The 22,576-nt window shown below is 64.4% G+C and carries 17 protein-coding genes; 13 read left to right on the forward strand and 4 right to left on the reverse strand.

What is annotated here, in order from left to right; translation table 11 throughout:
- Window positions 1-160: 160 nt before the first annotated feature.
- Window positions 161-652, reverse strand: coding sequence for a DUF3093 domain-containing protein (locus OS914_RS05185; RefSeq protein WP_267544999.1), 492 nt, complete (start codon window positions 650-652; stop codon window positions 161-163).
- Window positions 653-743: 91 nt separating this feature from the next.
- Between OS914_RS05185 and dut the strand changes: the two genes are divergently transcribed.
- From dut to OS914_RS05205, 4 genes are all read left to right on the forward strand, one after another.
- Complete coding sequence (dut, locus tag OS914_RS05190; RefSeq protein ID WP_267545000.1) at window positions 744-1,238, forward strand: dUTP diphosphatase; 495 nt, start codon at window positions 744-746, stop codon at window positions 1,236-1,238.
- A 66-nt stretch (window positions 1,239-1,304) separates the two neighbouring features.
- The gene (locus OS914_RS05195) at window positions 1,305-2,117 is read left to right on the forward strand and encodes a DUF3710 domain-containing protein (protein ID WP_267545001.1); all 813 of its coding nucleotides are present in this window, start codon (window positions 1,305-1,307) and stop codon (window positions 2,115-2,117) included.
- 5 nt (window positions 2,118-2,122) lie between these two features.
- On the forward strand, window positions 2,123-2,485 hold the full coding sequence (locus OS914_RS05200) for a single stranded DNA-binding domain-containing protein (RefSeq protein WP_267545002.1): 363 nt from the start codon (window positions 2,123-2,125) through the stop codon (window positions 2,483-2,485).
- The gene (locus tag OS914_RS05205; protein ID WP_267545003.1) at window positions 2,486-3,241 is read left to right on the forward strand and encodes a DUF3159 domain-containing protein; all 756 of its coding nucleotides are present in this window, start codon (window positions 2,486-2,488) and stop codon (window positions 3,239-3,241) included. It abuts the gene before it with no gap.
- Here OS914_RS05205 and OS914_RS05210 read toward each other — a convergent pair.
- The 3 genes from OS914_RS05210 to OS914_RS05220 form a co-directional block, all read right to left on the reverse strand.
- Complete coding sequence (locus tag OS914_RS05210; RefSeq protein WP_267545004.1) at window positions 3,192-3,875, reverse strand: potassium channel family protein; 684 nt, start codon at window positions 3,873-3,875, stop codon at window positions 3,192-3,194. The two genes, OS914_RS05205 and OS914_RS05210, sit on opposite strands and share 50 nt — an antisense overlap.
- Window positions 3,872-4,546 (reverse strand): potassium channel family protein, encoded by a 675-nt coding sequence (locus tag OS914_RS05215; RefSeq protein ID WP_267545005.1) that lies wholly within the window; start codon window positions 4,544-4,546, stop codon window positions 3,872-3,874. Before OS914_RS05215 ends, OS914_RS05210 begins: the two co-directional genes overlap by 4 nt.
- A gap of 131 nt (window positions 4,547-4,677) precedes the next feature.
- On the reverse strand, window positions 4,678-7,536 hold the full coding sequence (locus OS914_RS05220) for an HNH endonuclease signature motif containing protein (protein ID WP_267545006.1): 2,859 nt from the start codon (window positions 7,534-7,536) through the stop codon (window positions 4,678-4,680).
- Between the two features lie 423 nt (window positions 7,537-7,959).
- Between OS914_RS05220 and OS914_RS05225 the strand changes: the two genes are divergently transcribed.
- The 9 genes from OS914_RS05225 to OS914_RS05265 all read left to right on the forward strand — a co-directional run bounded on the left by OS914_RS05225 (window position 7,960) and on the right by OS914_RS05265 (window position 22,552).
- The gene (locus tag OS914_RS05225) at window positions 7,960-9,936 is read left to right on the forward strand and encodes an APC family permease (protein WP_267545007.1); all 1,977 of its coding nucleotides are present in this window, start codon (window positions 7,960-7,962) and stop codon (window positions 9,934-9,936) included.
- The gene (locus tag OS914_RS05230; RefSeq protein WP_267545008.1) at window positions 9,936-11,558 is read left to right on the forward strand and encodes a class I SAM-dependent RNA methyltransferase; all 1,623 of its coding nucleotides are present in this window, start codon (window positions 9,936-9,938) and stop codon (window positions 11,556-11,558) included. Before OS914_RS05225 ends, OS914_RS05230 begins: the two co-directional genes overlap by 1 nt.
- A gap of 136 nt (window positions 11,559-11,694) precedes the next feature.
- Complete coding sequence (locus tag OS914_RS05235) at window positions 11,695-14,211, forward strand: HAD-IC family P-type ATPase (RefSeq protein ID WP_267545009.1); 2,517 nt, start codon at window positions 11,695-11,697, stop codon at window positions 14,209-14,211.
- Between the two features lie 68 nt (window positions 14,212-14,279).
- Window positions 14,280-17,138, forward strand: coding sequence for an aconitate hydratase (locus OS914_RS05240; protein WP_267545010.1), 2,859 nt, complete (start codon window positions 14,280-14,282; stop codon window positions 17,136-17,138).
- Between the two features lie 220 nt (window positions 17,139-17,358).
- The gene (dxs, locus tag OS914_RS05245; protein ID WP_267545011.1) at window positions 17,359-19,332 is read left to right on the forward strand and encodes a 1-deoxy-D-xylulose-5-phosphate synthase; all 1,974 of its coding nucleotides are present in this window, start codon (window positions 17,359-17,361) and stop codon (window positions 19,330-19,332) included.
- A 38-nt stretch (window positions 19,333-19,370) separates the two neighbouring features.
- Window positions 19,371-19,928 (forward strand): DUF402 domain-containing protein, encoded by a 558-nt coding sequence (locus OS914_RS05250; RefSeq protein WP_267545012.1) that lies wholly within the window; start codon window positions 19,371-19,373, stop codon window positions 19,926-19,928.
- Entirely contained in the window at window positions 19,925-20,482 is a 558-nt protein-coding gene (locus OS914_RS05255) for a hypothetical protein (protein WP_267545013.1), read from the forward strand. The genes OS914_RS05250 and OS914_RS05255 overlap by 4 nt, the downstream gene beginning before the upstream one ends.
- A 40-nt stretch (window positions 20,483-20,522) precedes the next feature.
- Entirely contained in the window at window positions 20,523-21,500 is a 978-nt protein-coding gene (locus OS914_RS05260) for an aldo/keto reductase (protein WP_267545014.1), read from the forward strand.
- A complete protein-coding gene (locus tag OS914_RS05265) occupies window positions 21,500-22,552 on the forward strand; it encodes a nucleoside hydrolase (RefSeq protein ID WP_267545015.1) in 1,053 nt (350 codons plus the stop codon). Before OS914_RS05260 ends, OS914_RS05265 begins: the two co-directional genes overlap by 1 nt.
- Window positions 22,553-22,576 lie beyond the last annotated feature (24 nt).

The raw sequence follows: 22,576 nt of genomic DNA on the forward strand, positions 1-22,576 counted from the left end.
CTCTCGCTACATCAATGAAAACCTTGCCACCGAAAGGCGGTATTTCCTACTACCTCAGTGGGCGTGGCGCGAACGCGTCCGGCAGCCAGGGCCCCGGCGAGCTCACGTCCAAGGGCGGAACTGCCCGGGCCGGTCTCCGGCGCCGGTCTACGAGGCCGGTCTAGAATGCGGACGGCGAGGGCCTGCCAGTCAGCACAGCGACGAGTTTCTCCGGCCGTCTGGTTGATGCGAGCCAGTAGGGCGTACGGTCTGTCTCGTCGGTGATGTCGATCTTGACCACCGGGCCGATCCAGCCGCGGATGCACAGATAGGCCAGGCCATTTAGCTTGGTGCCACGCTGGGCTGTGGCGTCGTCGCCCCGGAAGCCTTCGACACTGCCCACAAAACGCCGCTCAATGTTGGCGCGGCCAACCTGGATGGTGTCCTCAGTGACCTCGATCTTCGGTGTGGAGGTCAGTAAAAGAATGCCCATGAGCAGAAAAAGTCCCACAGCAGCCAGATATCCGGCCAGCATGCTGATCGGCGCCAGAATCAAAATCCCGGCCCCGGAAAGGCCCACGACGACGACCCAGATCCAGACATTCGGCCAGAGTTTTTCGGAATAAACGACGGCGGAGGCCGGCGCGAGGTTCATCGCGGAATCATGGGACATAACCCCAGCTTTTCACCTTTCCCTGATGATTTCACCTTGACGGGCCGCCGCGGAGGAATGCCCAACGATGCAGCCGCTAGAGTGATCTGCTGTGAGCGAAGAAAATACAGAGTTCAAACCTGCCCCAACGACGACCGGCCGTCTCGAAGTGCAGCTAAAAATGCTGGACGACGGCATTGAACCTCCCCACTACGCCCATCCCGGCGATGCGGGGGCGGATCTGCGCACACGGCTGGATCTGGTCATCGCCCCGGGGGAGCGCGTTCTCGTTCCCACGGGCGTATCCCTCGCGCTGCCCGAAGGATACGTAGCCCTCATTCACCCCCGTTCCGGGCTGGCCACCAAACATGGGCTGACCATTGTCAACGCCCCCGGTACTGTGGATGCCGGGTACCGCGGGGAACTTGCCGTTACGCTGCTGAACACGGACAGGTCCCAGAGCATTCACCTCTCCCGCGGCGATAGAATTGCACAAATGGTCATTCAGCGTGTGGAACATGCACTTTTTGTCCCGGTGGACGAACTTCCTGATTCCGTCCGCGGAACCGGCGGTTTCGGTTCCACCGGTGGCTTCACCGGTCGCTGATGTTCGGTTCGTCCACTCACGGATTGCGCCCACTGACCGCTGCGAAAACAAAGGAGATGCCGCTCAATGGCTTTCGGAATAGGTAAGAAGAGCTCCAAAACACGCCCTGCGGCGGACGACGTCCAAGACGCTTCCGTTCCGGAGGCGGAGCCTGCCGTGAGCGACGCCGTGGATAAGTCGGCAACTGTCGCTGAGCCCGTCGGAGCTGCGAACGGCGTTGAGGACCCGGCAGACGTTGCCTATGACCGCGCCACACACGGACCCTTCGATGCGGACGAGATTCCCACCCGTGAGGGGTACCTTGACCTGGGCGCGCTGCTCATCACCCCGCATGACGGCCTGCAGCTGCGGCTCGAAGTTGAAGAACGTACCCAGCGGGTCATTGCCGTAACCCTTGACCTGAACGGATCGAGCCTGCAGTTGCAGGCCTTCGCCGCGCCACGCTCGGAAGGCCTGTGGCCGGAAATCCGTGAGCAAATCGCTGTGTCGGTGAATTCTCAAAGTGGAAGCATCGACGAATTGGACGGCACCTTCGGCCCGGAGGTCTTGGCCAAACTCCCGGCAGAGGCTGCTGACGGAAGCCGTGGCTACCGCATTGCCCGGTTCATCGGAGTCGACGGCCCGCGCTGGTTCCTGCGCGGAGTGCTCGGCGGGGATGCGGCGCTTGACCGCGAAGCCGCGGCGCCGCTGGAGACGCTCTTCCGCGCCGTCGTCGTCGTCCGGGGAGAAAGTCCCTTGCCGCCACGAGACCTGCTGGTGCTTCGGCTGCCCAAGGACGCAGTAGCGGACGACGCCGGACACGTGCCGGGGGACCAGCCCGTTCAGGCGCAAGGCGGCGAGCCCTACCGGCGCGGTCCGGAGATAACCCAGATTGGCTGATATCCATGTTTGATCTGCAGCACTCCTTGACGACGGGGACCGCTATTTGCGCCCTCCCAGCACGGGGGCGGGCGCGGTGCAGCGGGTTTGTCGACTCAGTCACTATTCTCCCCCTGGACTGCCCCCCGGAGTTTTCCGCCATCATTACGGACGTGGATAAGTACTCGCAGCCCGCTGGCGGCACAGGCCGGAAAAAGGTTCCGGCGAAACAGAACAACCGGCTGCGCGTAGTCTGGCTCGGGCGACGGCGGGTCGCCGGGATCGCGCCGGGAACTGCGTTGCGCTTCGAGGGCATGGTGTCGCTGCGCGACGGACTTCCCACCATGTTTAACCCCCGCTACGAGATCATCGGTAAACAGGAGACTTAGTTGACCATTCCCGACGACGGCCTACCGCAAAAGCCCGGCGGACCGCCCGACCTCCAGGCGAACCCGACCCTGGCGTCAGTAGCGCAGGAGATGGCCGCAAAATCCGGTCTGAAGCGCAAGGATGACGGCCAAATCGACCTGCTCCAAGCAGCCGGAGGTTGGCGGGGCATCGCCGAAAGCGTGCTGCCAGGTCTGTTGTTTGTGGTGGTCTTCACCATCACTAGTGAGCTGAACATCTCGCTCATACTTTCGCTGCTCGTTGCTCTGGTCTTCACCGGGGCACGGTTGCTGAAAAAGGAGCCGCTGACCCAGGCGATTGGGGGACTGATAGGTGTAGGGATCTCTGCGCTGATCAGCCGCAGTACCGGGCAGGCCAAAGACTATTATCTGCCGGGATTCTTCACCAACGCCGCTTATATGGCGGCCATGGTCATTTCGATCCTGGTCAAGTGGCCCATCATGGGCGTGGTGTTCGGATATGTACGCAACGAGGGGCTGCGCTGGCGCCGGGACCCCAGTCGGCTCCGGGCCTACCGCGTCGCCACCTGGATGCTGGTGGCAGTGATGGGACTGCGCCTCGCGGTGCAAATTCCCTTGTACCTCGCTGACCAGGTGGCGGCGTTAGGCTCGACACGGCTGATCATGGGGCTGCCGCTGTACGCATTCGGGCTTTGGCTTGCATGGCTGCTCAGCCGGCCCGTCCGTACTAAGGATTTGGCTGTTGACGCTGCTTCCCCGGGGACAGCAGGGCCCTAAGCTCATCCTCGGCCGCAATGGTCGTCAGGAAGAACAGTTCATCGCCGCTGTCGATGACGTCGTCGGGACTTGGTGTGATCGGTGTTTCGTCACGGAGAATCGCGACGAGCGTTGAGTCAAGCGGCCACTGAATGGACCCCACCGTGCTGCCGATCACCGAAGCCACTTCGGGCACCGTGAATTCGACCAACGCGGAGACTCCGGCCTGCAGCGTGAGCAACCTCACCAGATCACCGATCTCCACTGCTTCTTCCACTAAAGCGGTCATCAGGCGCGGCGTGTTCACGGCGACGTCCACGCCCCACGAATCGTCGAACATCCAGTCATTCTTCGGGTTGTTAACCCGTCCCACGGTGCGGCCCACACCGAACTCCGTTTTGGCCAGCAGCGACACCACCAGGTTGACCTTGTCATCCCCGCTTGCGGAAACGACCACATCCGCCTCTTCAAGCTTCGCTTCCTTTAGTGTGCTGATTTCGCACGCATCTCCGACCAGCCAGCGCGCACCACGCAGGCCGCTGCGGCCAACTACCTCCGGCTTGGGGTCAATGAGCAGAATCTCGTGTCCGTGGGACAAAAGTTCCCGGGCGATCGAGGAACCGACGCTGCCGGCCCCTACAATGACGACTTTCACTCGGACTCCTTGGCTGGGGCAGTGACAAGAATACGATTGATTTCGGGCTGATCCGCCACCGGCAACATCACGTGCACGGTATCCCCTTGCTGATAGCTGGTGTCTACGCTGGGCAGCATGCCTTCCCCGAATCGAGTCAGGTAGGCCACCTTGCAGCTGGAAGCCTTTTCGATATCCAGGACGTGCCGTCCGATCCAACCAGCATGCAGATTGACTTCTGTGAGGATCAGCCGGCCGGAAGGTTCGCGGAAGTCGCCGCTGATGGCAGCTTCCGGCAGAATCCGGCGTAGCACCTGGTCGGCGCTCCACCGGACCGCTGCGACCGTTGGAATCCCGAGACGCTGGTAAATTTCCGCGCGGCCCGGGTCGTAAATACGGGCAACTACGTGCTCGACATGGAACGTCTCGCGGGCCACGCGAGTGGCAAGCACATTGGAGTTATCCCCGCTGGACACGGCAGCAAAGGCGTAGGCATTCTCGATGTCCGCCTGCTTGAGGGTTTCCCTGTCAAAGCCGACACCGGTAACGGTGCGGCCCGCAAATCCGGTACGGAGCCGACGGAAGGCGCGGTCATCCTGGTCAATGACAGCCACTGAATGCCCGGCGTCCTCCAGCGTATGCGCCAGCGTGGCGCCGACGCGGCCGCAGCCCATGATCACAAAATGCGCCATTGGCCCTCCTCAAGGTGGTTTATCCGCAGCCGTCACAGCACCGCAAATGGTGAACTCGTCCGTGGATATTATCCGTTGCTGCAGAGGCTGTCACCAACTCGCCTGGTCCTCGGTAGCTTGGGGCTTGTAGTTTAGCGGTCGGTGATGATGGTGCGGGCGAAGTTTTGGGCGTCTTTGAGGTCGTCGTGGTAGGTGTTGCGGATCCAGGGATTCTCGGTGTACCCGGCCGCTGGTCCTCCGTTTGGGGTGGTGCCTGTCCTCGCGTTGAGACCGGTGCCGGTGGTGCGGTTGTAGCAGTGCAGGCCCGGGCGTTGACGGGCGTTGGGTCCGTACCGGAGGTAGGGGATCTGGTTGATCATGGTGACTTCCAGGATCCCGGCGTGGACCAGGGAATGACATCCCGGGCACAAAGCACACATGTTGGAGACGGCGGTGGGTCCGCCGCGGGAGTACCAGATGACGTGGTGGATATCGCACCAGGACGCGGGCCGGTTACAGCCGGGCCGGACGCACCCGCCGTCCCGGACGGACACGGCCCTGCGCTGCGCGGGGGTCGCGAGTCTGACCGCGGTGCCCAGATCCAGGAGGGCACCGTTGGCGCCCAGGACGGCCCGCTCGAATGCCGCGTCACACACCATTCGGGCCAGGGTGCCGGGGCTGATGCTGCCCAGACCATCACACCAGGACGGCATCGGATCCAACGGCGTCAACCCACCGGCACCGACCAAACCGCCGGCCCCGGTCAAATTGCTTTCTGGAGCCGAGAGGGGCTCGCGCTCCGGCTCCCGCTCCCGCTCGCGCTCCCGCTCGCGCTCCGGCTCCGGCTCCCGCTCCCGCTCGCGCTCCGGCTCCCGCTCCCGCTCGCGCTCCGGCTCCCGCTCCCGCTCCGGCTCCCAGGACCATGAGGACCCGGATCCGGGGCTGGAGGAATCGTTGGTGCTGCCGTCAGTCGTGCAAGTGGCCCAGCCGAAGCTCCGGGTGTCCGGGCCGATCCCTCCCGGCCACCCATCACCGTCCGGTGGTGCGGGTGGGTCTGCCGGCGTTCCTGGCCCCGGTAGTTCCGGTCCGGCTGTCAGCGCCAGCTGTGCCACCGATTCCCGTGGTTCCAGTGGTTTCAGCGGCGCTGCTAGTTCCGGTCGTGCTAATGGTTTTGGTTGGTTCCACAGCGTTTGGCGGAGGATCGCGGCTTCCCTGTCCGGGAAGCTGCGGAGCTGATCAAAGGTAGTCGTGATCGTCATACGGGCCGGCCGCCTCCCCGGCCGGAGCCTGCCGGCCCTGCTCGGACCGCAACGAGTACTCCTCCTCCCCGTCCCGGTTTCCTTGCCCGCACCTGCATCGGTGCCTATTCCGGTGCCGGCTCCAGTTCCTGTGCCAGTTCCTGTGCCAGTTCCTGTGCCGGTTGCTAGGCCCCTACCCGCATCCTTGCCGGTACCGGGGTCTGTGCTGTCATCTGTTGGTGTGAGGGAGAACAGGTCCTCGGCCCGGGCCGCGGCTGCCTCAGCCCGGGCCCAGGCATCGACTTCCGGATGCGCCCACCCACCGCCACCACCGGCCAAACCGCCATCACCACTGGCAGAACCAGAACCGCCGCTCACAGCACAGCCACCCCCAATGCCCTCAGAAGAACCGCCGTCGCTGCCCTCGGCAGAACCGCCGCTCCCGCAGCCCTCGGCAGAACCGCCGCTTCCGCTGCCCTCAGGGGAGCCGTCGCTTCCGCTGTCGTGGTGACCGCCGGCACCAACACCGGCACCGGCGCCGGTGTTGGCGGTACCGGCGCTGTTGGGGCTCTCGATACCTTGTGGATGGGTGAGGTTGAGGTAAGCGCCAGCCGCACGGGCCATTTCGGTGAGCGCGTCCGCGCGCCGTTGATCCGCGGTCCGCTCATCAACGGCGACCAGGTCCCCGTCGGGGGTCCGCTGATCCGGGTGCGGAGCCGACAACGGATTCAGGATCGCCATCAACTCCGCCCCCGCCACCGGGTCCAGCTGATACGAACCATGCACCATCCCCGTCACATCCACCCCCATCGTGAACTTACGACGCATCACCGACTCCGGATCATAATGATCCCCCGTATCGGCCTGGCAAAGCCGGATGACCTGCTCAGCGAACCGACGGAAATCATCACTACGCAGCGTCGGAGCCTGCCGGGCCAGATACTCCCCAATCCGCTCCGACGTCTCCTCGGTAATGATCCGGGCCGGGACCTTCTCCAACACCCGCACCCCCGTCTTCACATGCCCGGCCGTGATATCCCCGACCGCCAACCGGGCACCCAGCAACGCCAACGGCCCGACCCCCAACTCCACCTCACGCACCAAAAAACCGGTACCACCACCCGCACCGCCGCTGCCGCTTCCACCGCCGGTGCCGGTGGCGGGGTTAGTGGTGTGAATCGCGCGGGCTGCTTCCACCTCGGCTTTCGCCCGCCCCGGTTCAATTCCCACCCCATGAACCAGGAACTCGCGCACGTTCTTCGTCCCGATCCCCGACAACGCCGCGGCCCCGCACTGATCCGCTGCCGCGACACTGCGCAAATACACCGCATCCAACCGACGCCGGGTCCCCTCAGACACACCAATCACCGACAACCAAGCCTCCGGCGACACCCCCTGCGGATCCGTCCCCAACACCTCCGCCAACAACACATTCACCAGCTCCAACCGGGCCACCATCCCCGCCGACGTACCACCAACAGGAAAACCATTAACAGAACAAACGGGACACGCAGGAACAGCAGCACCGGCAGTACCAGATGAGCCGTCAACGGCATCATAGGGAACCTTGGGCGCGGCCGGCTTTACAGGATCGGCAGGAGCAGCGGGAGCGGCCGGGTTCGCGGCGCCGCTGCCGTCGGGCTGGCCGGTCCCGGGAACAGTGTCCGGGACACGGCCAGAGCCCAGGCCTGCGCGCTGGACCCGGCGCGGATACTTCGCGGTGATCGCGGCCAGCACCTGAGCCAGATTCTCCCGATCAATCTCCACGCCCACCCACCACCCCTCAACCCACAAACCCAGCAACCCAAACCCGGCAACCCGTACCAGCAACCAAACCCGGCAACCCGTACCGGCAAAAACCGGGAAATCCTGCTGATCTCCAACTACTACAAGGCTACGAGCAGGCACTGACATTATTAGGACAAAAAGACCCCAAAACCGGCCCCTGGGGAAAAAACTTCGAAAAAACTTTCCCCCGCGCCGATGCTTGTCCGGGGAATGCTAAAAGTGCCTTGCAGCAACGAATCTTTCGTTTGATCCTCGTCTGTGGTTCTTCCTCGGGCTGACCCAAGCCTGCCCCTGGCTTGTCCGTGGCTCGTCGCGACCACTTCCCTTGGACAGTGCCGTAAAGTGGCGTTGTCACTGACGCCATGGCTGATCCCAGCCTTGGCCGGCTAGAGCCTCAAAGGTAGAACTGTGCTGACTTTTTTGAACGCGTTTAAGCGTGTGTTGGTTGGTCGTCCCTTCCGGAACGACAGCCTGGCCCATACGCTTCTACCGAAGCGGATCGCGCTGCCGGTTTTTGCCTCTGACGCGCTCTCCTCTGTGGCCTATGCCCCCGACGAAATCCTGCTGACGCTGGCGCTGGCTGGTGCCGCCGCCGTGACCATGGCGCCGTGGGTCGGCATAGCGGTGATGGTGGTGCTGCTGACTGTGGTGGCCTCCTACCGGCAAAATGTGCATGCTTACCCTTCCGGCGGTGGCGATTACGAGATTGCTAACGTCAATTTAGGGAAGACGGCGGGGCTCACTGTCGCTTCTGCCCTGTTGGTGGACTACGTCCTCACGGTTGCGGTGTCCATGTCGTCCGCGGCCAATTATCTTGCCACGGCCGTTCCCGGGATGCACGGGACCCAGGCCATGGTGGCGACGATTGGCGTGGTGGTGCTGGCTCTGGTAAATCTGCGGGGCATTAAGGAAGCGGGCAGTGTTTTTGCCGTTCCCACGTACATCTTCATCTTCTGCATTCTCGGGATGACTGTGACGGGGCTGATCGAGGCGATTTCCGGAAACCTGGGCCGCGCACCGTCGGCCGCTTTCGAAATCGTCCCGCAGGCGGGCTTCGAGAACGGGCTCGTGGGACTGGCTGGCGGGTTCCTGCTGCTGCGGGCATTCTCTTCGGGCGCGGCCGCATTGACCGGTGTGGAGGCCATCAGCAACGGCGTGCCGAACTTTCAAAAGCCCAAGAGCAAGAACGCCGCCACAACGCTGCTGCTGCTGGGTGCGATTGCCGCCGCCATGATTGCAGGAATTCTGTACCTGGCCAGGGCCACCGGAGTCCAGATGGCGCAGGATCCGACCAGCGAGTTCCTGCTCAACGGCCAGGCGCTGCCGGACGGTTACGTGCAGAACCCAACGATCAGCCAGATCGCCGGCACGGTTTTCGGCACCGGCTCCATTCCGTTCTTTATCATTGTGGCCGCCACCGGCGTGATCCTGGTGTTTGCCTCCAACACCGCCTTCAATGGCTTTCCCGTACTGGCCTCGATCCTCGCCCAGGACGGCTACTTGCCTCGGCAGCTGCGCACCCGCGGTGACCGGCTGGCGTTCAGCAATGGAGTCATCGCCCTGGCCGTTGGCGCGATGGTGCTGATCATCGCCTTCGACGCCGACGTGACGAAGCTTATTCAGCTGTACATCGTGGGTGTGTTCATCTCCTTCACCGCCAGCCAGATCGGCATGGTCCGGCACTGGACGCGGCTGTTGCGCACGGTCAAGGACAAGGCCTCCCGGGCCCGGATGCTGAAATCGCGCGTCATCAACGGCGTCGGCTTCCTGATGACGCTCACGGTGCTGATCATTGTGCTGATCACCAAGTTTGAGCAGGGCGCGTGGATCGCACTGCTGGCCATGTTCTTCCTGTTCATGATGATGCTGAGCATACGGATGCACTACGACAGGGTGGCCAAGGAACTGGCCGTGGACGAGGATTCCTCGCCACGGGCGTTGCCCTCCCGCGTGCATGCGGTGCTGCTGGTCTCCCACGTGCGCAAGCCGGTATTGCGGGCGCTGGCATACGCGCGGGCGTCGCGCCCGTCCCGGCTCGACGCCATCACGGTGGATCTGGACCCGATGGAGACCGAGCAGACGGTGCAGGACTGGGAAAAGCTGGCCATCCCGGTGCCGTTGACGGTGCTGGCCAGCCCGTACCGGGAAACCCTTACACCGATCATGGACTACATCACCACCATGCGCCGGGATTCCCCCCGGGACCTGATTGTCGTCTACATCCCGGAGTACGTGGTGGGTAAGTGGTGGGAGCAGCTGGTGCATAACCAGACGGCGCTGCGGATCAAAACGCGGCTGCACTTCGAGCCGGGCGTGATGGTGGCCAGCGTGCCATGGCAGCTGAAATCTTCTGAAGACTCGCAGAAATTCCAGGACCTACTTTAATGCCAGGAGCACTACCCGTGGAGAATCCGCACGCACTGACCCTTACCCTCGGACCGGTGGCACACGGCGGACATTGTGTGGCGCGGCACGAAGGGCGGGTGATTTTTGTCCGGCATGGCATTCCGGGCGAGGTGGTGCGGGTAGCGTTGACCGAGCACGACGACGATGCCTCCTTTTGGCGGGCGGACGTCACCGAGGTGCTTGAGGCATCCGCTGACCGGGTTCCGCATTTCTGGGCTGAAGCCGATTCGCTGCGGACGGCGGCAGCGGGGCAGCAGCCGGTGGGCGGGGCCGAGTTCGGGCATATCAGCCGGCCGCGCCAGCGCCGCCTCAAGGCCGAGGTGCTCGCCGAACAGCTTCATCGTCTGGCCGGAATAGAGCTCGACGGCGGCACGGGAGCGGGTGGGCACAGCAACTCACCGTCGGGTCTGCTGGCGGCCGGGGTGGAGGATCTCGACGGCGGGGACGGGGACCGCGTCGGTAGTGCCCGGGACCTGCCTGCTGGTCTGGGTTGGCGGACCCGGGCCGGCTTTGCCGTCACAGCCGCCGGGGGGCCTGCGGAGCCAGGCAGGCTGGGAATGCATGCGCACCGGTCCGAGGCAGTGCTTCCCGTTCGGGCGATGCCACTGGCCGGGGCGGAAATCAACGGACTACGGCTGTGGGAAATTGACCTGACCGGGATCACGCGCATTGAGGTCTCGGCGCCGGCCAACGGTTCGGCGCCTCTGGTGCTGCTTGCCACCGATCCGCAGCTCTCCGAGAAGGCCCGGGGCTTGACGCTGAAGCGAATTGCCAGGCAGCTGCAGGCCAACGCCGCGGGCAACCAGGGCGCTGAGGGTTCTGAAGCTGCGTCCGCGGTACGGGTTTCAGTGGCCGGCTGGGTGCCGGAAAGTGGCGCGCTGACGCTGATCAGCGGTCGCGGCCGGGTCAGTGAAACGGCCGTCGGGCATGAATTCCGCGTCAGCGCAGGAGGGTTCTGGCAGATCCACCGCCGCGCTCCGGATATCCTCACCCGCGCCGTAATGGATTTATTGACCGGCGGCTTGGCCGGCGCAGACGGCTCAAGTAGTCCTGGCGGCTCAGGCAGATCAGCGGGCTCGGGCGGATCGGCCGGACACGCCGGTACGGGCTCAGAGGCAGTTGGCTACCTTTTTCCTGGCGCAACCGTGGCCGATCTGTACGCCGGCGCCGGCGTGTTCAGCGCCTTGCTGGCCGATGCCGTCGGGCCCACCGGGTCCGTCTTGTCGGTGGAAGGATCTGCCGGCAGCAGCAAGGATGCCCGGACGAATCTGCATGCTGCCAGCCAGGTGGAAATCAGGCAGGGGCGGGTGGAGCGTGTTCTGCATGAACGGAGCGGGACCCCAGCCTCCGGTTTTGACGCGATCGTGCTGGATCCGCCCCGCGCTGGAGCCGGTAAGAACGTGGTGCGCCAGCTGATTGCCTCGGCTCCGCGGGCCATCGCGTATGTCTCGTGCGACCCGGCCTCATTTGCCCGCGACGTCGGCTACTTCCGTGCAGCCGGCTGGAATCTGTCGAAACTGCGGGCTTTTGATCTGTACCCGCACACGCATCATTTGGAAACGGTAGCCCTGCTCACGCCGGGAGCCGGTCCGATTGGCTGAACCAGCGAAAAGACCGAAAATACCTGAAAATCCCGCGGGACCGGTACAGACCGCGGGACCGGTACAGACCGCGAGAGGGGAAAAACCCGCGAGGGCCTCCGGGCCGTCGACCCGTTCTGCCGCACACTTGGCCGCCATGGCGCACGCCCGCGGGCTGCTCGCACCGCTGGACGACGCTGAGCTGGGGGATCTGGGCCTGACTTCCGGGCAGGTGGACACCCGGACTGAAGCGGGTCTGACCAATGCCGTGCCGCATGAGGGCAGCAGGAGTATCTGGCAGATTCTGCGCGCCAATCTGCTGACCCTGTTCAACGCGGTTCTGGGCGGATGCCTAGTGGTTGTTTTGCTGGTCGGGGATCCGCGTGACGCACTGTTTGGCTTCATAGTGGTGGCCAATATCGCGATCGGCGTGGTGCAGGAGTTCCGGGCCAAACGCACCCTGGATAAGCTTGCCGTACTGCACGCGCCCAAGGCCCGGGTGCTGCGCGAGGGCGCCGTGCAGGAGCTGGCAGTGGGAGCGGTGGTGCACGATGACGTGCTGGTGCTCCGGTCCGGTGATCAGGTACCGGCCGACGCGCGGGTTCTCTCCGCAGAAGGCCTGGAGCTGGATGAATCCCTGCTCAGCGGCGAATCGGATTCCGTCGGCAAGGCCGCGGGGGATGACGTGCTATCCGGCTCATCCGTCGTCGCAGGCTCCGGCACGGCGCGGGTGATCCGCGTCGGAGCAGAGTCCTACGCGAGCAAGCTGACGGCGGAGGCAAAGCGATTCTCGCTGGTTAATTCCGAAATCCGCAACGCAATCAACCGGATCATTCTCTACATCACGTGGGCGCTGATCCCGATTGTGCTGCTGACGGTCAACGGCCAGATCCAGGCCCGCGGAGGGTGGGGACCGGCGCTGGAGTCCGGGCAGTGGAAGGGTGCCGTGGTCAGCGCGGTGGCCGGTATTGTGGCCATGATCCCGGAGGGGCTGGTTCTGTTGACCAGCATTTCCTTTGCGCTGGCGGCTGTGACGCTGGCCCGGCGGCAGGTTTTGGTGCAGGAACTGCCCGCTGTGGAGGGGCTGGCCCGCGTTGACATGGTGTGCCTGGATAAAACCGGGACGCTGACCGAGGGGTCGATTGTTTTCGACGCAGTGCATCCGCTCGCGGACTCTCCGCCGTCCGGCTGGGAGGGCGCACTGGGGTATTTTGCCGCCGATGGGAACGCCAATGCCACCGCCGCTGCGCTGCGGCCTGACTTTAGCCGGCCGACGACGGTCCGACCGTTGCTGGTTGTGCCGTTCAGCAGTGCGCGTAAATACAGCGGGGTGATATTCGACGGCGGCGCTTCCGACGGCGCCGACGTGCCCGCCGGCGCCGCCGCCCCCGACGGCGCAGGGCCCGCCGCCGGCCCGGCCGGCTGGTTTCTCGGAGCCCCGGAAATGCTGCTCGATCCGCACGTCGATGGCCATCGTCAGGTGCTGGCGGCGGCGGGGGAGCTGGCCGCCGCCGGATTGCGTGCCTTGCTGCTGGTGCACACAACGTCCCCGTCCGCCGTCGACCGCGCGAGTGCCGCACAGTTGCCGGACCAGCTGGCTCCGGTAGCGCTGCTGACGTTTCGGGAGAAGATTCGTTCCGACGCGGCCGCCACGCTGTCCTACTTTCGCGAACAGGGCGTTTCACTGCGGATTATCTCCGGAGATAATCCGCGGACCGTTGCGGCGGTGGCCAGGGCGGTGGGTTTCGCCGATGTGGTGCACGGCTATGATGCACGGGACCTCCCGGAGGATCCTGCCGAAATGGCGGAGGTGCTCGAACGCGAGCATGTGCTGGGCCGGGTCACGCCCGAGCAGAAAAAGTCCATTGTGCTGGCGCTACAGCGGCGCGGGCACGTCGTGGCGATGACCGGGGACGGCGTTAACGATGCGCTGGCCCTGAAGAGCGCGGACATCGGCATTGCGATGGGATCCGGCGCGGCAGCGACCCGCGCCGTGTCCCGGCTGGTGTTATTGGACGGCCAATTTTCCCGGCTGCCCGCCGTGGTCGCGGAAGGGCGCCGCGTGATTGCGAATGTGGAACGGGTGGCGAACCTGTTCCTGACAAAAACCGCCTACGCCGTGATCATCTCGCTGGTGATCGGCCTGCTGCTGTGGCAGTACCCGTTCCTGCCCCGCCAGCTCTCGATTGTCAGCTCGCTCACGATTGGCATTCCGGCGTTCTTCCTGGCGCTGCTGCCGAACAAACGCCGTTATCAGCCTGGCTTTCTGCGCCGCTGCCTGATGTTCTCGGTGCCCGCCGGAGTGATCATCAGCGCCTGCATCCTGTCCGTCTATGGCTACTCCCGCGCCTTCCCGGACCCGGCGCTTGACGCCGCCGCCCAGATCCAGGCCGGCCAGACGGCGACGACGATCGCGGTGCTGTTGGTGGCACTGTGGGTGCTCTCCGCCCTGGCGCGGCCGTTCGACAAATGGCGTGCGCTGTTACTGTCGGTGTTGATCCTGGCCCTGGGACTAATCCTGGCCATTCCCGCTGCGCGGGCCTTCTTTGCCCTGCAGTTACCGGGCGGGTGGCTGCTTGCGGCTACGATGGGAGTAGTTGTACTGGGCTGCGCGGCGATCGAAATTCTGTACCGGTCCCTGAAAAAACGGGGAGCCGTGTCGGAGCGCGAGTGAGGATCTCCTAACTAGCGGGTCAGCCGCCGCGTGGCAAAGATAAAAACTGTGGCGAGAGGAGTCCAACGATGACGAATGTGGACAGTTTTGGTTCCAAAGGCGTACTAGATGTAGCCGGGACCGAATATGAGATTTTCCGGTTGAATTCGGTAGAGGGCGCACAACGCCTTCCGTTCAGCCTCAAGGTATTGCTGGAGAATTTGCTGCGCACCGAGGACGGTGCCAATATCACCGCAGACCATGTGCGCGCCCTCGCCGGGTGGGACCCGGATGCACAGCCCGATACGGAGATCCAGTTCACGCCGGCCCGCGTGATCATGCAGGACTTCACCGGTGTTCCCTGCATTGTTGACCTGGCCACCATGCGCGAGGCCGTCAAGGAACTCGGCGGCGACCCCACCCGCGTCAATCCGCTTGCTCCGGCTGAAATGGTCATTGACCACTCGGTGCAGATCGATGTGTTCGGTACCGCCGACGCCGTCGAGCGCAATATGGACATCGAGTACCAGCGCAACGGTGAGCGCTACCAGTTCCTGCGCTGGGGCCAGACGGCTTTCGATGATTTCAAGGTTGTTCCCCCGGGCATGGGCATCGTCCACCAGGTCAACATTGAATACCTGGCCCGCACCGTCATGACCCGCACGGTGGAGGTCGACGGCGTTAAAACGTTGCGCGCCTACCCGGACACCTGCGTCGGCACCGACTCGCACACCACCATGGTCAACGGCCTGGGCGTGCTGGGCTGGGGCGTGGGCGGCATCGAGGCAGAGGCAGCCATGCTCGGCCAGTCCGTCTCCATGCTGATTCCCCGCGTGGTCGGCTTCAAGCTGACCGGCGCCATCCCGGCCGGTGCCACCGCGACTGACGTGGTGCTGACCATCACCGAGATGCTCCGCAACCACGGCGTCGTCGGCAAGTTTGTCGAATTCTACGGCGAAGGCGTTGCCGCAGTGCCGCTGGCAAACCGCGCCACGATCGGCAATATGAGCCCGGAATTCGGCTCCACCGCGGCAATGTTCCCCATTGATCAGGTCACCATGGATTACCTGCGGCTGACCGGCCGCAGCGAAGATCAGCTGGCGCTGGTCGAGGCCTATGCCAAGGAACAGGGTCTGTGGCATGATCCGTCCATCGACATCAAGTTCTCCGAATACCTGGAACTGGACCTGTCCACGGTGGTGTCCTCCATCGCCGGACCCAAGCGGCCGCAGGACCGGATCGAGCTGACCAACGCCAAGGACGAGTTCCGCAACGACATCCTGAACTACGTGGCGCACGATGCCGACGCAGGGACCGTCGATGAGTCCCTGGAGGAGAGCTTCCCGGCCTCGGATTCGCCGTCGTTCACTCAGCCGGACACCAAGGTCACCGACACGGACCGCGTGCCGCCGAAGTACTCGGCAGCCCATGGCGCGGCCGGACGCGTCAGCGAACCTGTTCAGGTGCACATGTCCGACGGTCGCGAATTCGAGCTCGACCATGGCGCTGTGAGCATTGCTTCCATTACTTCCTGCACGAACACCTCCAATCCGTCGGTCATGCTGGCGGCGGCTGTGCTGGCGCGTAACGCCGTCAACAAGGGCCTGGCGTCCAAGCCGTGGGTGAAGACTTCCGTGGCCCCCGGGTCCAAAGTCGTCACCGATTACTACGAGAAGTCCGGCCTGATCCCGTACCTGGAGAAGCTCGGCTTCTACACCGTCGGTTACGGCTGTGCCACCTGCATCGGCAACTCCGGCCCGCTGGAGGAGGAAATCTCCGCCGCGATCGCCGAGAATGACTTGGCCGTCACGGCCGTTCTCTCCGGTAACCGCAACTTCGAAGGCCGGATCAATCCGGACGTAAAGATGAACTACCTGGCGTCGCCGCCGCTGGTGATCGCTTACGCCCTCGCCGGAACCATGGACTTTGACTTCGCCTCGGACCCGCTGGGTCAGGACGAGGCCGGCAAGGACGTGTTCCTGGCGGACATCTGGCCGAACCCGACCGAGGTGCAGGAAGTCATGGACGCCTCGATCGACAAGGAGATGTTCACCAGCTCCTACGCGACCATCTTTGACGGCGACGAGCGCTGGAAGTCCCTCTCCACGCCGGAAGGCGATACCTTCGCCTGGGATCCCGAGTCCACCTACGTGCGCAAGCCCCCATACTTTGAGGGCATGAAGGCGCAGCCGGAGCCGGTCGCTGACATTGCCGGTGCCCGGGTCCTGCTCAAGCTCGGCGATTCCGTGACCACCGATCACATCAGCCCTGCCGGGTCGTTCAAGTCAGATACCCCGGCCGGTCAGTACCTGCTGGCCAACGGCGTGGAGCGCAAGGATTTCAACTCCTACGGCTCCCGCCGCGGCAATCACGAGGTGATGATCCGCGGGACGTTCGCGAACATCCGGATCAAGAACGAGCTGCTCGCGGCGGAAAACAATGGCGCCGGCGTCGAGGGCGGTTTCACCCGCGACTTCAGCCAGGCCGATGCACCGCAGGCCCGTGTTTACGATGCCTCGGTGAACTACCAGGCGGCCGGTATTCCGCTGGTGGTCCTGGCCGGGAAAGAATACGGCTCCGGGTCTTCGCGTGACTGGGCCGCCAAGGGCACGGCGCTGCTGGGGGTCAAGGCCGTCGTGGCCGAGAGCTACGAGCGGATCCACCGGTCCAACCTGATCGGAATGGGTGTTCTGCCGCTGCAGTACCCGGCGGGCCAGAACGCTCAGTCGCTGGGGCTGACCGGTACGGAGGAATTCTCCGTAGAAGGTGTGACTGCCCTGAACGAGGGCAGCACCCCGAAGACGCTCAAGGTCACAGCCAAGGCGCAGGACGGTCAGGAGATTTCCTTCGACGCCGTGCTGCGTATCGATACTCCGGGAGAGGCCGACTACTACCGTAACGGCGGCATCCTGCAGTATGTGCTGCGCCAGATCTCGACCGCCGCTTAATTGCGGCGGGTCTAACCCCGCAGCGGCAAAAATCCCGCAGCGTCAGTAACCCGCAGTAGAAGAATGGTCCCCGGTCCGGACGGCTCACGTCCCGGACCGGGGACCATTCTTTTGCGCCGAACACGGCCGCGCCGGGAACCGGCGATTTGGCGCAAGCGTTAGAGTTATGGGCGCACGCGTTAGAGTTGATCGACTAATGGTCGATCCGAGGAGGGGACCCATGGGACTTTTAGAGACAATCCGGCATCCGGGCGACCTCGGCAAACTCAGCAATACCCAAATGGGACAGCTGGCGGAGGAGATCCGTCGCTTCCTGATCACCAACGTCTCCGCGACCGGGGGCCACTTGGGACCGAATCTGGGCGTCGTCGAGTTGACGTTGGCGATCCACCGGGTCTTTGACTCCCCGCGGGACAGCATCGTCTTCGATACCGGCCACCAGTCCTATGTTCATAAGCTGCTCACGGGTCGGCAGGACTTCTCCACGCTCCGGCAGCAGGACGGTTTGTCCGGATATCCGTCGCGGGCCGAATCGGTGCACGACATAGTGGAGAGTTCGCATGCGTCCTCCTCGTTGTCCTGGGCGGACGGCATCTCCCGTGCCCGCCAGCTGACAGGCGAAGGTGACCGGTACGTCGTCGCTCTCGTTGGCGACGGGGCGTTGACCGGCGGGATGACCTGGGAAGCCTTGAACAACATTGCCGCGGACAAGCGCCGCCGCGTCGTCGTCGTCGTCAATGACAACGGCAGGTCCTATGCGCCCACCGTCGGCGGTCTGGCAGACTATCTGGCGTCCATGCGCCCGGCCATTGACCATGTCCGCACGCACCCCAAATACGAGGACACCATGTCCTGGGCCAGGCGAAGGCTGCAAAGCGGAAACCTGGCCGGCCAGTTTGTCTACAAAAGCCTGCACGCGGCAAAAACCGGCGTCAAGGACTGGTGGGCGCCGCAGGGACTCTTTGACAATCTGGGACTCAAATACATCGGTCCGGTCAATGGCCACGACGAAAAAGCCATGGAAGCGGCACTGACCGCGGCCAAGAACTTCGGCGGACCGGTCATCGTGCACGCCATCACCGAGAAGGGCCACGGCTACGCGCCGGCCCGGGCCCATGAGGCGGATCAGTTCCATGCCGTCGGCGTCATCGACCCGGAAAGCGGCGAGGCCATCGGGGCCTCCGCCGGCCAATCCTGGACGGGGGTCTTCGCGGACGAAATCGCCGATATCGCCGACGAACGCCCGGACATCGTTGGCATCACCGGCGCCATGCTGATCCCGGTCGGGCTGCATAAGTTTGCCGCCCGCCACCCGGACCGGGTCTTCGACGTGGGCATCGCCGAACAGCACGCCATGACCAGCGCGGCCGGCATGGCGTTCGGCGGCCTGCACCCGGTCATTGCCATGTACGCGACCTTCCTCAACCGTGCCTTTGATCAACTGCTGATGGATGTGGCGCTGCACAAGGCCGGCGTCACGGTGGTGCTGGACCGTGCCGGGGTGACGGGTCCGGACGGGGCCAGCCACCACGGCATGTGGGACATGTCCATGCTGCAGATTGTTCCCGGACTGCATCTTGCAGCGCCCCGGGACGGCACCAGACTGCGCGAGGAACTGCGCGAGGCGGTCGCCGTCTCCGATGCGCCGACGGTGATCAGGTATTCCAAGGGAAACGTGGGGGCCGAGGCCGAGGCGATCGAAAGGCTGCCCGACGGCGTTGACGTGCTGGTGCGCCGGCCGTCGGGTTCCACGGAAAACGACGTCCTCATTGTTAGTGTCGGGGCGATGAGTGAATTGGCGTTGAACGTTTCCAACCGGCTGGGGGCGCAGGGCATCAGCTCCACCGTCATCGATCCGCGCTGGGTCCTGCCCGTCCCGCCGTCGGTGGTGACCCTGGCGGCACAGCACCGGATTGTGGTTGTCATTGAGGACGGAGTCCGGGCCGGAGGTATCGGTTCGCGGATCCGGCAGGAAATGCGCGCGGCCGGGGTCGACACGGCCCTCAATGAGGTGGGTCTTCCGGTTGAATTCCTCGATCACGGCAGCCGGTCCCAGGTGCTCGAACGCGTTGGCCTGACCGCTCAGCGGGTGACGCAGGACATCGTGGCCCAAGTGCTGGGCACCAAGGTGCCGTTCGCGCGGCCGTTGCCCGGTCAGGAAGCGCCGCAGACCGGGCAGTTGCCCCAGCTGTGAGGGATCCGCTTTGAGAGAACTGCTGTGAGGGAAAGCCGGTGAGGGAACCGGACGGCATTCAGGCCGGGGACCTGGTGGTAGCGCGGAACCGGAAATACGACGCCCGGGCGCATTGGGTGGTTCCCGGCAGGTACTTGGGGGAGGACCGGCACGGGTGGTGGATTTTCCAGGGCAGTAACGAATTTATTTCCAGGCCCGGGGCGGCGCTGTACACCGCTTCGGACGCAGTGCTGCTCATTCCCCGCAGCGGCGACTATGTGGCCACTTTCTTCGATGAGAAGCACCCGGACGGTACGGAGATCTACGTGGACCTGGCGGTGGATCCGGGCTGGAACCCGATCCGGCCGCACGTGTTCGAATTTCACCTCATCGACATGGACCTCGATGTGGTGCGCAGCCGCGATCGCGGCGTCTTCGTTGACGATGAGGACGAATTCGCCGACCACCAGGTGGCGATGCGCTACCCGGAGGAGATTATTGCGCGGGTCCGGTCCGAGTGTGAACGCATTTTCACCGCCGTCGCGGCAGGTCAGGCGCCGTTCGACGGTACAAACATCCAGTGGTTTAGAAAATCGTATGAGAATGGACGGGCATGAGCATTATCAGGATGTATAAAAAGACGGACGACGGCGTACTGGAGTTCCGCGAGGCTTGGCGCGATGAGGAGGACGGGGTCTTCGTGGTCAACGCCGGAGCAGTAGGTCATCAAAGCTCCACCAAGGAGGTGCCGGCCGAGACCGCCGACGCCGGGGCGGAACTGCTGGCGGAGTTCCAGACGCGCGGCATAGAGGAGGGCTACCGCGTTGTCCCGCTCGAGGAACAGTATTGGGTAGTCGCCCAGTTCGCGCTCAAGACCGCAGCAGGGACTGAGCGGGATAAGTACTTGGAACGCAAGGCGACCAACAGTATTACGTCCTTCTTCGCCTGGCGCGGCATCGGCCTGGTGGACCGGAGTGAATTCGCCACCGGTAAACTCAACATCTTCACCGTGGCTCCGGATGCCGCCAAGGCCGTTGCGGGGATCAAGACCTGCGCCCGCGAGTCGGATCTGGACGTTACGAAACTGAGCATTGGTGTTGCGCCGTACTCACACCTGGACGAAATCAAGGGCAAGCACGGGCTGAAGAAGGGTGAAACCTTCACCCTGTAGGCGGTGCCCTACCTGGACTGTGCCCGGGTAGGCTGGACAAATGACTCAATATCGACAACTTGGCAGCTCCGGACTCACCGTTTCCGTCGTCGGCCTCGGCTGCAATAACCTCGGCCGACCAGGGACTGCGACCCAGACCCAGGAAGGGACCAACGCGGTGATCGGCGCCGCGATTGAGGAAGGCATCACGCTCTTTGACGTCGCGGACACGTACGGGATGACAGCGGGCCTGAGTGAGGAAATGCTCGGCAAGGCCCTCAGCGGCAGGCGTGAGGACGTCATCGTTGCCACCAAGTTCGGGATGGACATGGAGGGGGCCAACGGGTCCGATTGGGGCCGCAGGGGATCGCGCCGCTACATCATCAAGGCCGCCGAGGCATCGCTGCGCCGGCTCGGGACCGACTGGATCGACCTCTACCAGTTCCACACGCCGGATCCGCTCACTCCGATCGACGAAACACTCGCCGCCCTGGACCAGCTGGTCAGCTCCGGTAAGGTCCGGTACATCGGCCATTCCAACCGTGCCGGCTGGCAGATCGCGGAGGCGGAATTCACCGCCCGCGCCCGCGGCTGCACGCCGTTCATCTCCGCGCAGAACCACTACAACCTGCTGGACCGGCGCGCGGAGCTCGAGGTTACTCCCGCGTCGGAGGCCTACGGGCTCGGACTGCTGCCCTACTTCCCGCTCGCCAACGGGCTGCTCACCGGCAAGTACAGCAAGGGCAACGCCCCGGAGGGCAGCAGGCTGACCCACTCGCGGACCAACCTGCTGGCCCAGGCCGACTGGGACCAGCTGGAAAAGTTTGGCGATTTCGCCGCGGCCCGGGAGTTGACCGAGGTGCAGGTCGCATTCTCCTGGCTCGCAGCTCAGCCGTCCGTCAGCAGCGTTATAGCCGGCGCAACGAAGATCGAGCAGGTCCGGGCCAATGCCGCCGCGGTCTGCTGGACGCCGTCGGCCCAGGAGCTGGCCGAGCTGGACGTGATTTTCCCGCAGGTGCCCAAAGTGGCTCTGTTCTAATGAATCGGATTTTGGCCGACATGGATACCGGCATCGACGACGCCATGGCGCTGGTCTACCTGCTGTCCAGACCGGAAGTGCAGGTGCAGGCGGTCACCTGTACGGCCGGCAATGTCGGCGCCCGCCAGGTGGCCCTGAATAATCTCTCGCTGCTGGAACTCTGCGGCCGGGCCGGAATCGAGGTAGCGATCGGTGCCGAGGTGCCGCTGGAGATCCCGCTGGTCACCACGGAGGAGACCCACGGCCCGCAGGGCATCGGATACGCGGCCCTGCCGCAGCCGGCGCAGCAAATTTCGCCGCGCCACGCCGTCGACGTGTGGGTGGATCAGGTCAGGGCTCATCCGGGAGAGATCACCGGCCTGATCACCGGCCCGCTGACCAACTTCGCGTTGGCACTGCGGCGTGAACCGGAGCTCCCGCGGCTGCTCAAGGGACTGGTGATCATGGGCGGCTGCTTCTACTACCAGGGCAACACCACGCCCACCGCCGAATGGAACGTTTCGGTGGATCCGCACGCCGCCCGGGAGGTCTTCGAGGCCTACACGGGGCTGCCGGAAGACCGGCTGCCGATTGTCTGTGCGCTGGAAACCACGGAACGGATTGAAATGCGGCCGGAGCACCTGGCACGCCTGGCGGAGGTGGCGGGAGCACACCCGGAGCTGGTGCTGCCGGAGCAGCCGGAAGGGCAGCGCAGCAACTCGGATAACCCGCTGGTGGCCTGTCTCTCGGACGCCCTCCGTTTCTATATGGAGTTCCACCGGCTCTACGACCAGGGGTACATTGCGCACGTGCACGACGCGTTTGCGGCCGCGGTGGCCGCGGACCGCACCCCGTATCGGGCACGGCTGGCGACGGTCGACGTCGAAACCTCCTCGCCGCTGCTGGTCGGCACCACTGTGGCGGACTTCCGCGGGCTCTGGGGTAAGGCGCCCAACGCCCGGATTGTGGTGGACAATGACCCGGAGCAGTGTTTTGGGGAGCTGATTGAGTCGCTCGGCGGGCTGGCCCGGGACCTCTACGGGCCGCCCACGGAGACCAATCACCGGCCATGACAACCTGTCGGACCGCCGAGCCGT

This window comes from Arthrobacter endolithicus, assembly GCF_026627425.1.
GTDB lineage: Bacteria > Actinomycetota > Actinomycetes > Actinomycetales > Micrococcaceae > Arthrobacter_M.

Bases quoted from the DNA above. Each gene is read 5' to 3' on its own strand.
- OS914_RS05185 (WP_267544999.1), bottom strand. From the start codon at position 652: ATGTCCCATGATTCCGCGATGAACCTCGCGCCGGCCTCCGCCGTCGTT.
- OS914_RS05195 (WP_267545001.1), top strand. From the start codon at position 1,305: ATGGCTTTCGGAATAGGTAAGAAGAGCTCCAAAACACGCCCTGCGGCG.
- OS914_RS05200 (WP_267545002.1), top strand. From the start codon at position 2,123: ATGTTTGATCTGCAGCACTCCTTGACGACGGGGACCGCTATTTGCGCC.
- OS914_RS05215 (WP_267545005.1), bottom strand. From the start codon at position 4,546: ATGGCGCATTTTGTGATCATGGGCTGCGGCCGCGTCGGCGCCACGCTG.
- OS914_RS05230 (WP_267545008.1), top strand. From the start codon at position 9,936: ATGCCAGGAGCACTACCCGTGGAGAATCCGCACGCACTGACCCTTACC.
- OS914_RS05235 (WP_267545009.1), top strand. From the start codon at position 11,695: ATGGCGCACGCCCGCGGGCTGCTCGCACCGCTGGACGACGCTGAGCTG.
- OS914_RS05240 (WP_267545010.1), top strand. From the start codon at position 14,280: ATGACGAATGTGGACAGTTTTGGTTCCAAAGGCGTACTAGATGTAGCC.
- dxs (WP_267545011.1), top strand. From the start codon at position 17,359: ATGGGACTTTTAGAGACAATCCGGCATCCGGGCGACCTCGGCAAACTC.
- OS914_RS05255 (WP_267545013.1), top strand. From the start codon at position 19,925: ATGAGCATTATCAGGATGTATAAAAAGACGGACGACGGCGTACTGGAG.
- OS914_RS05260 (WP_267545014.1), top strand. From the start codon at position 20,523: ATGACTCAATATCGACAACTTGGCAGCTCCGGACTCACCGTTTCCGTC.
- OS914_RS05265 (WP_267545015.1), top strand. From the start codon at position 21,500: ATGAATCGGATTTTGGCCGACATGGATACCGGCATCGACGACGCCATG.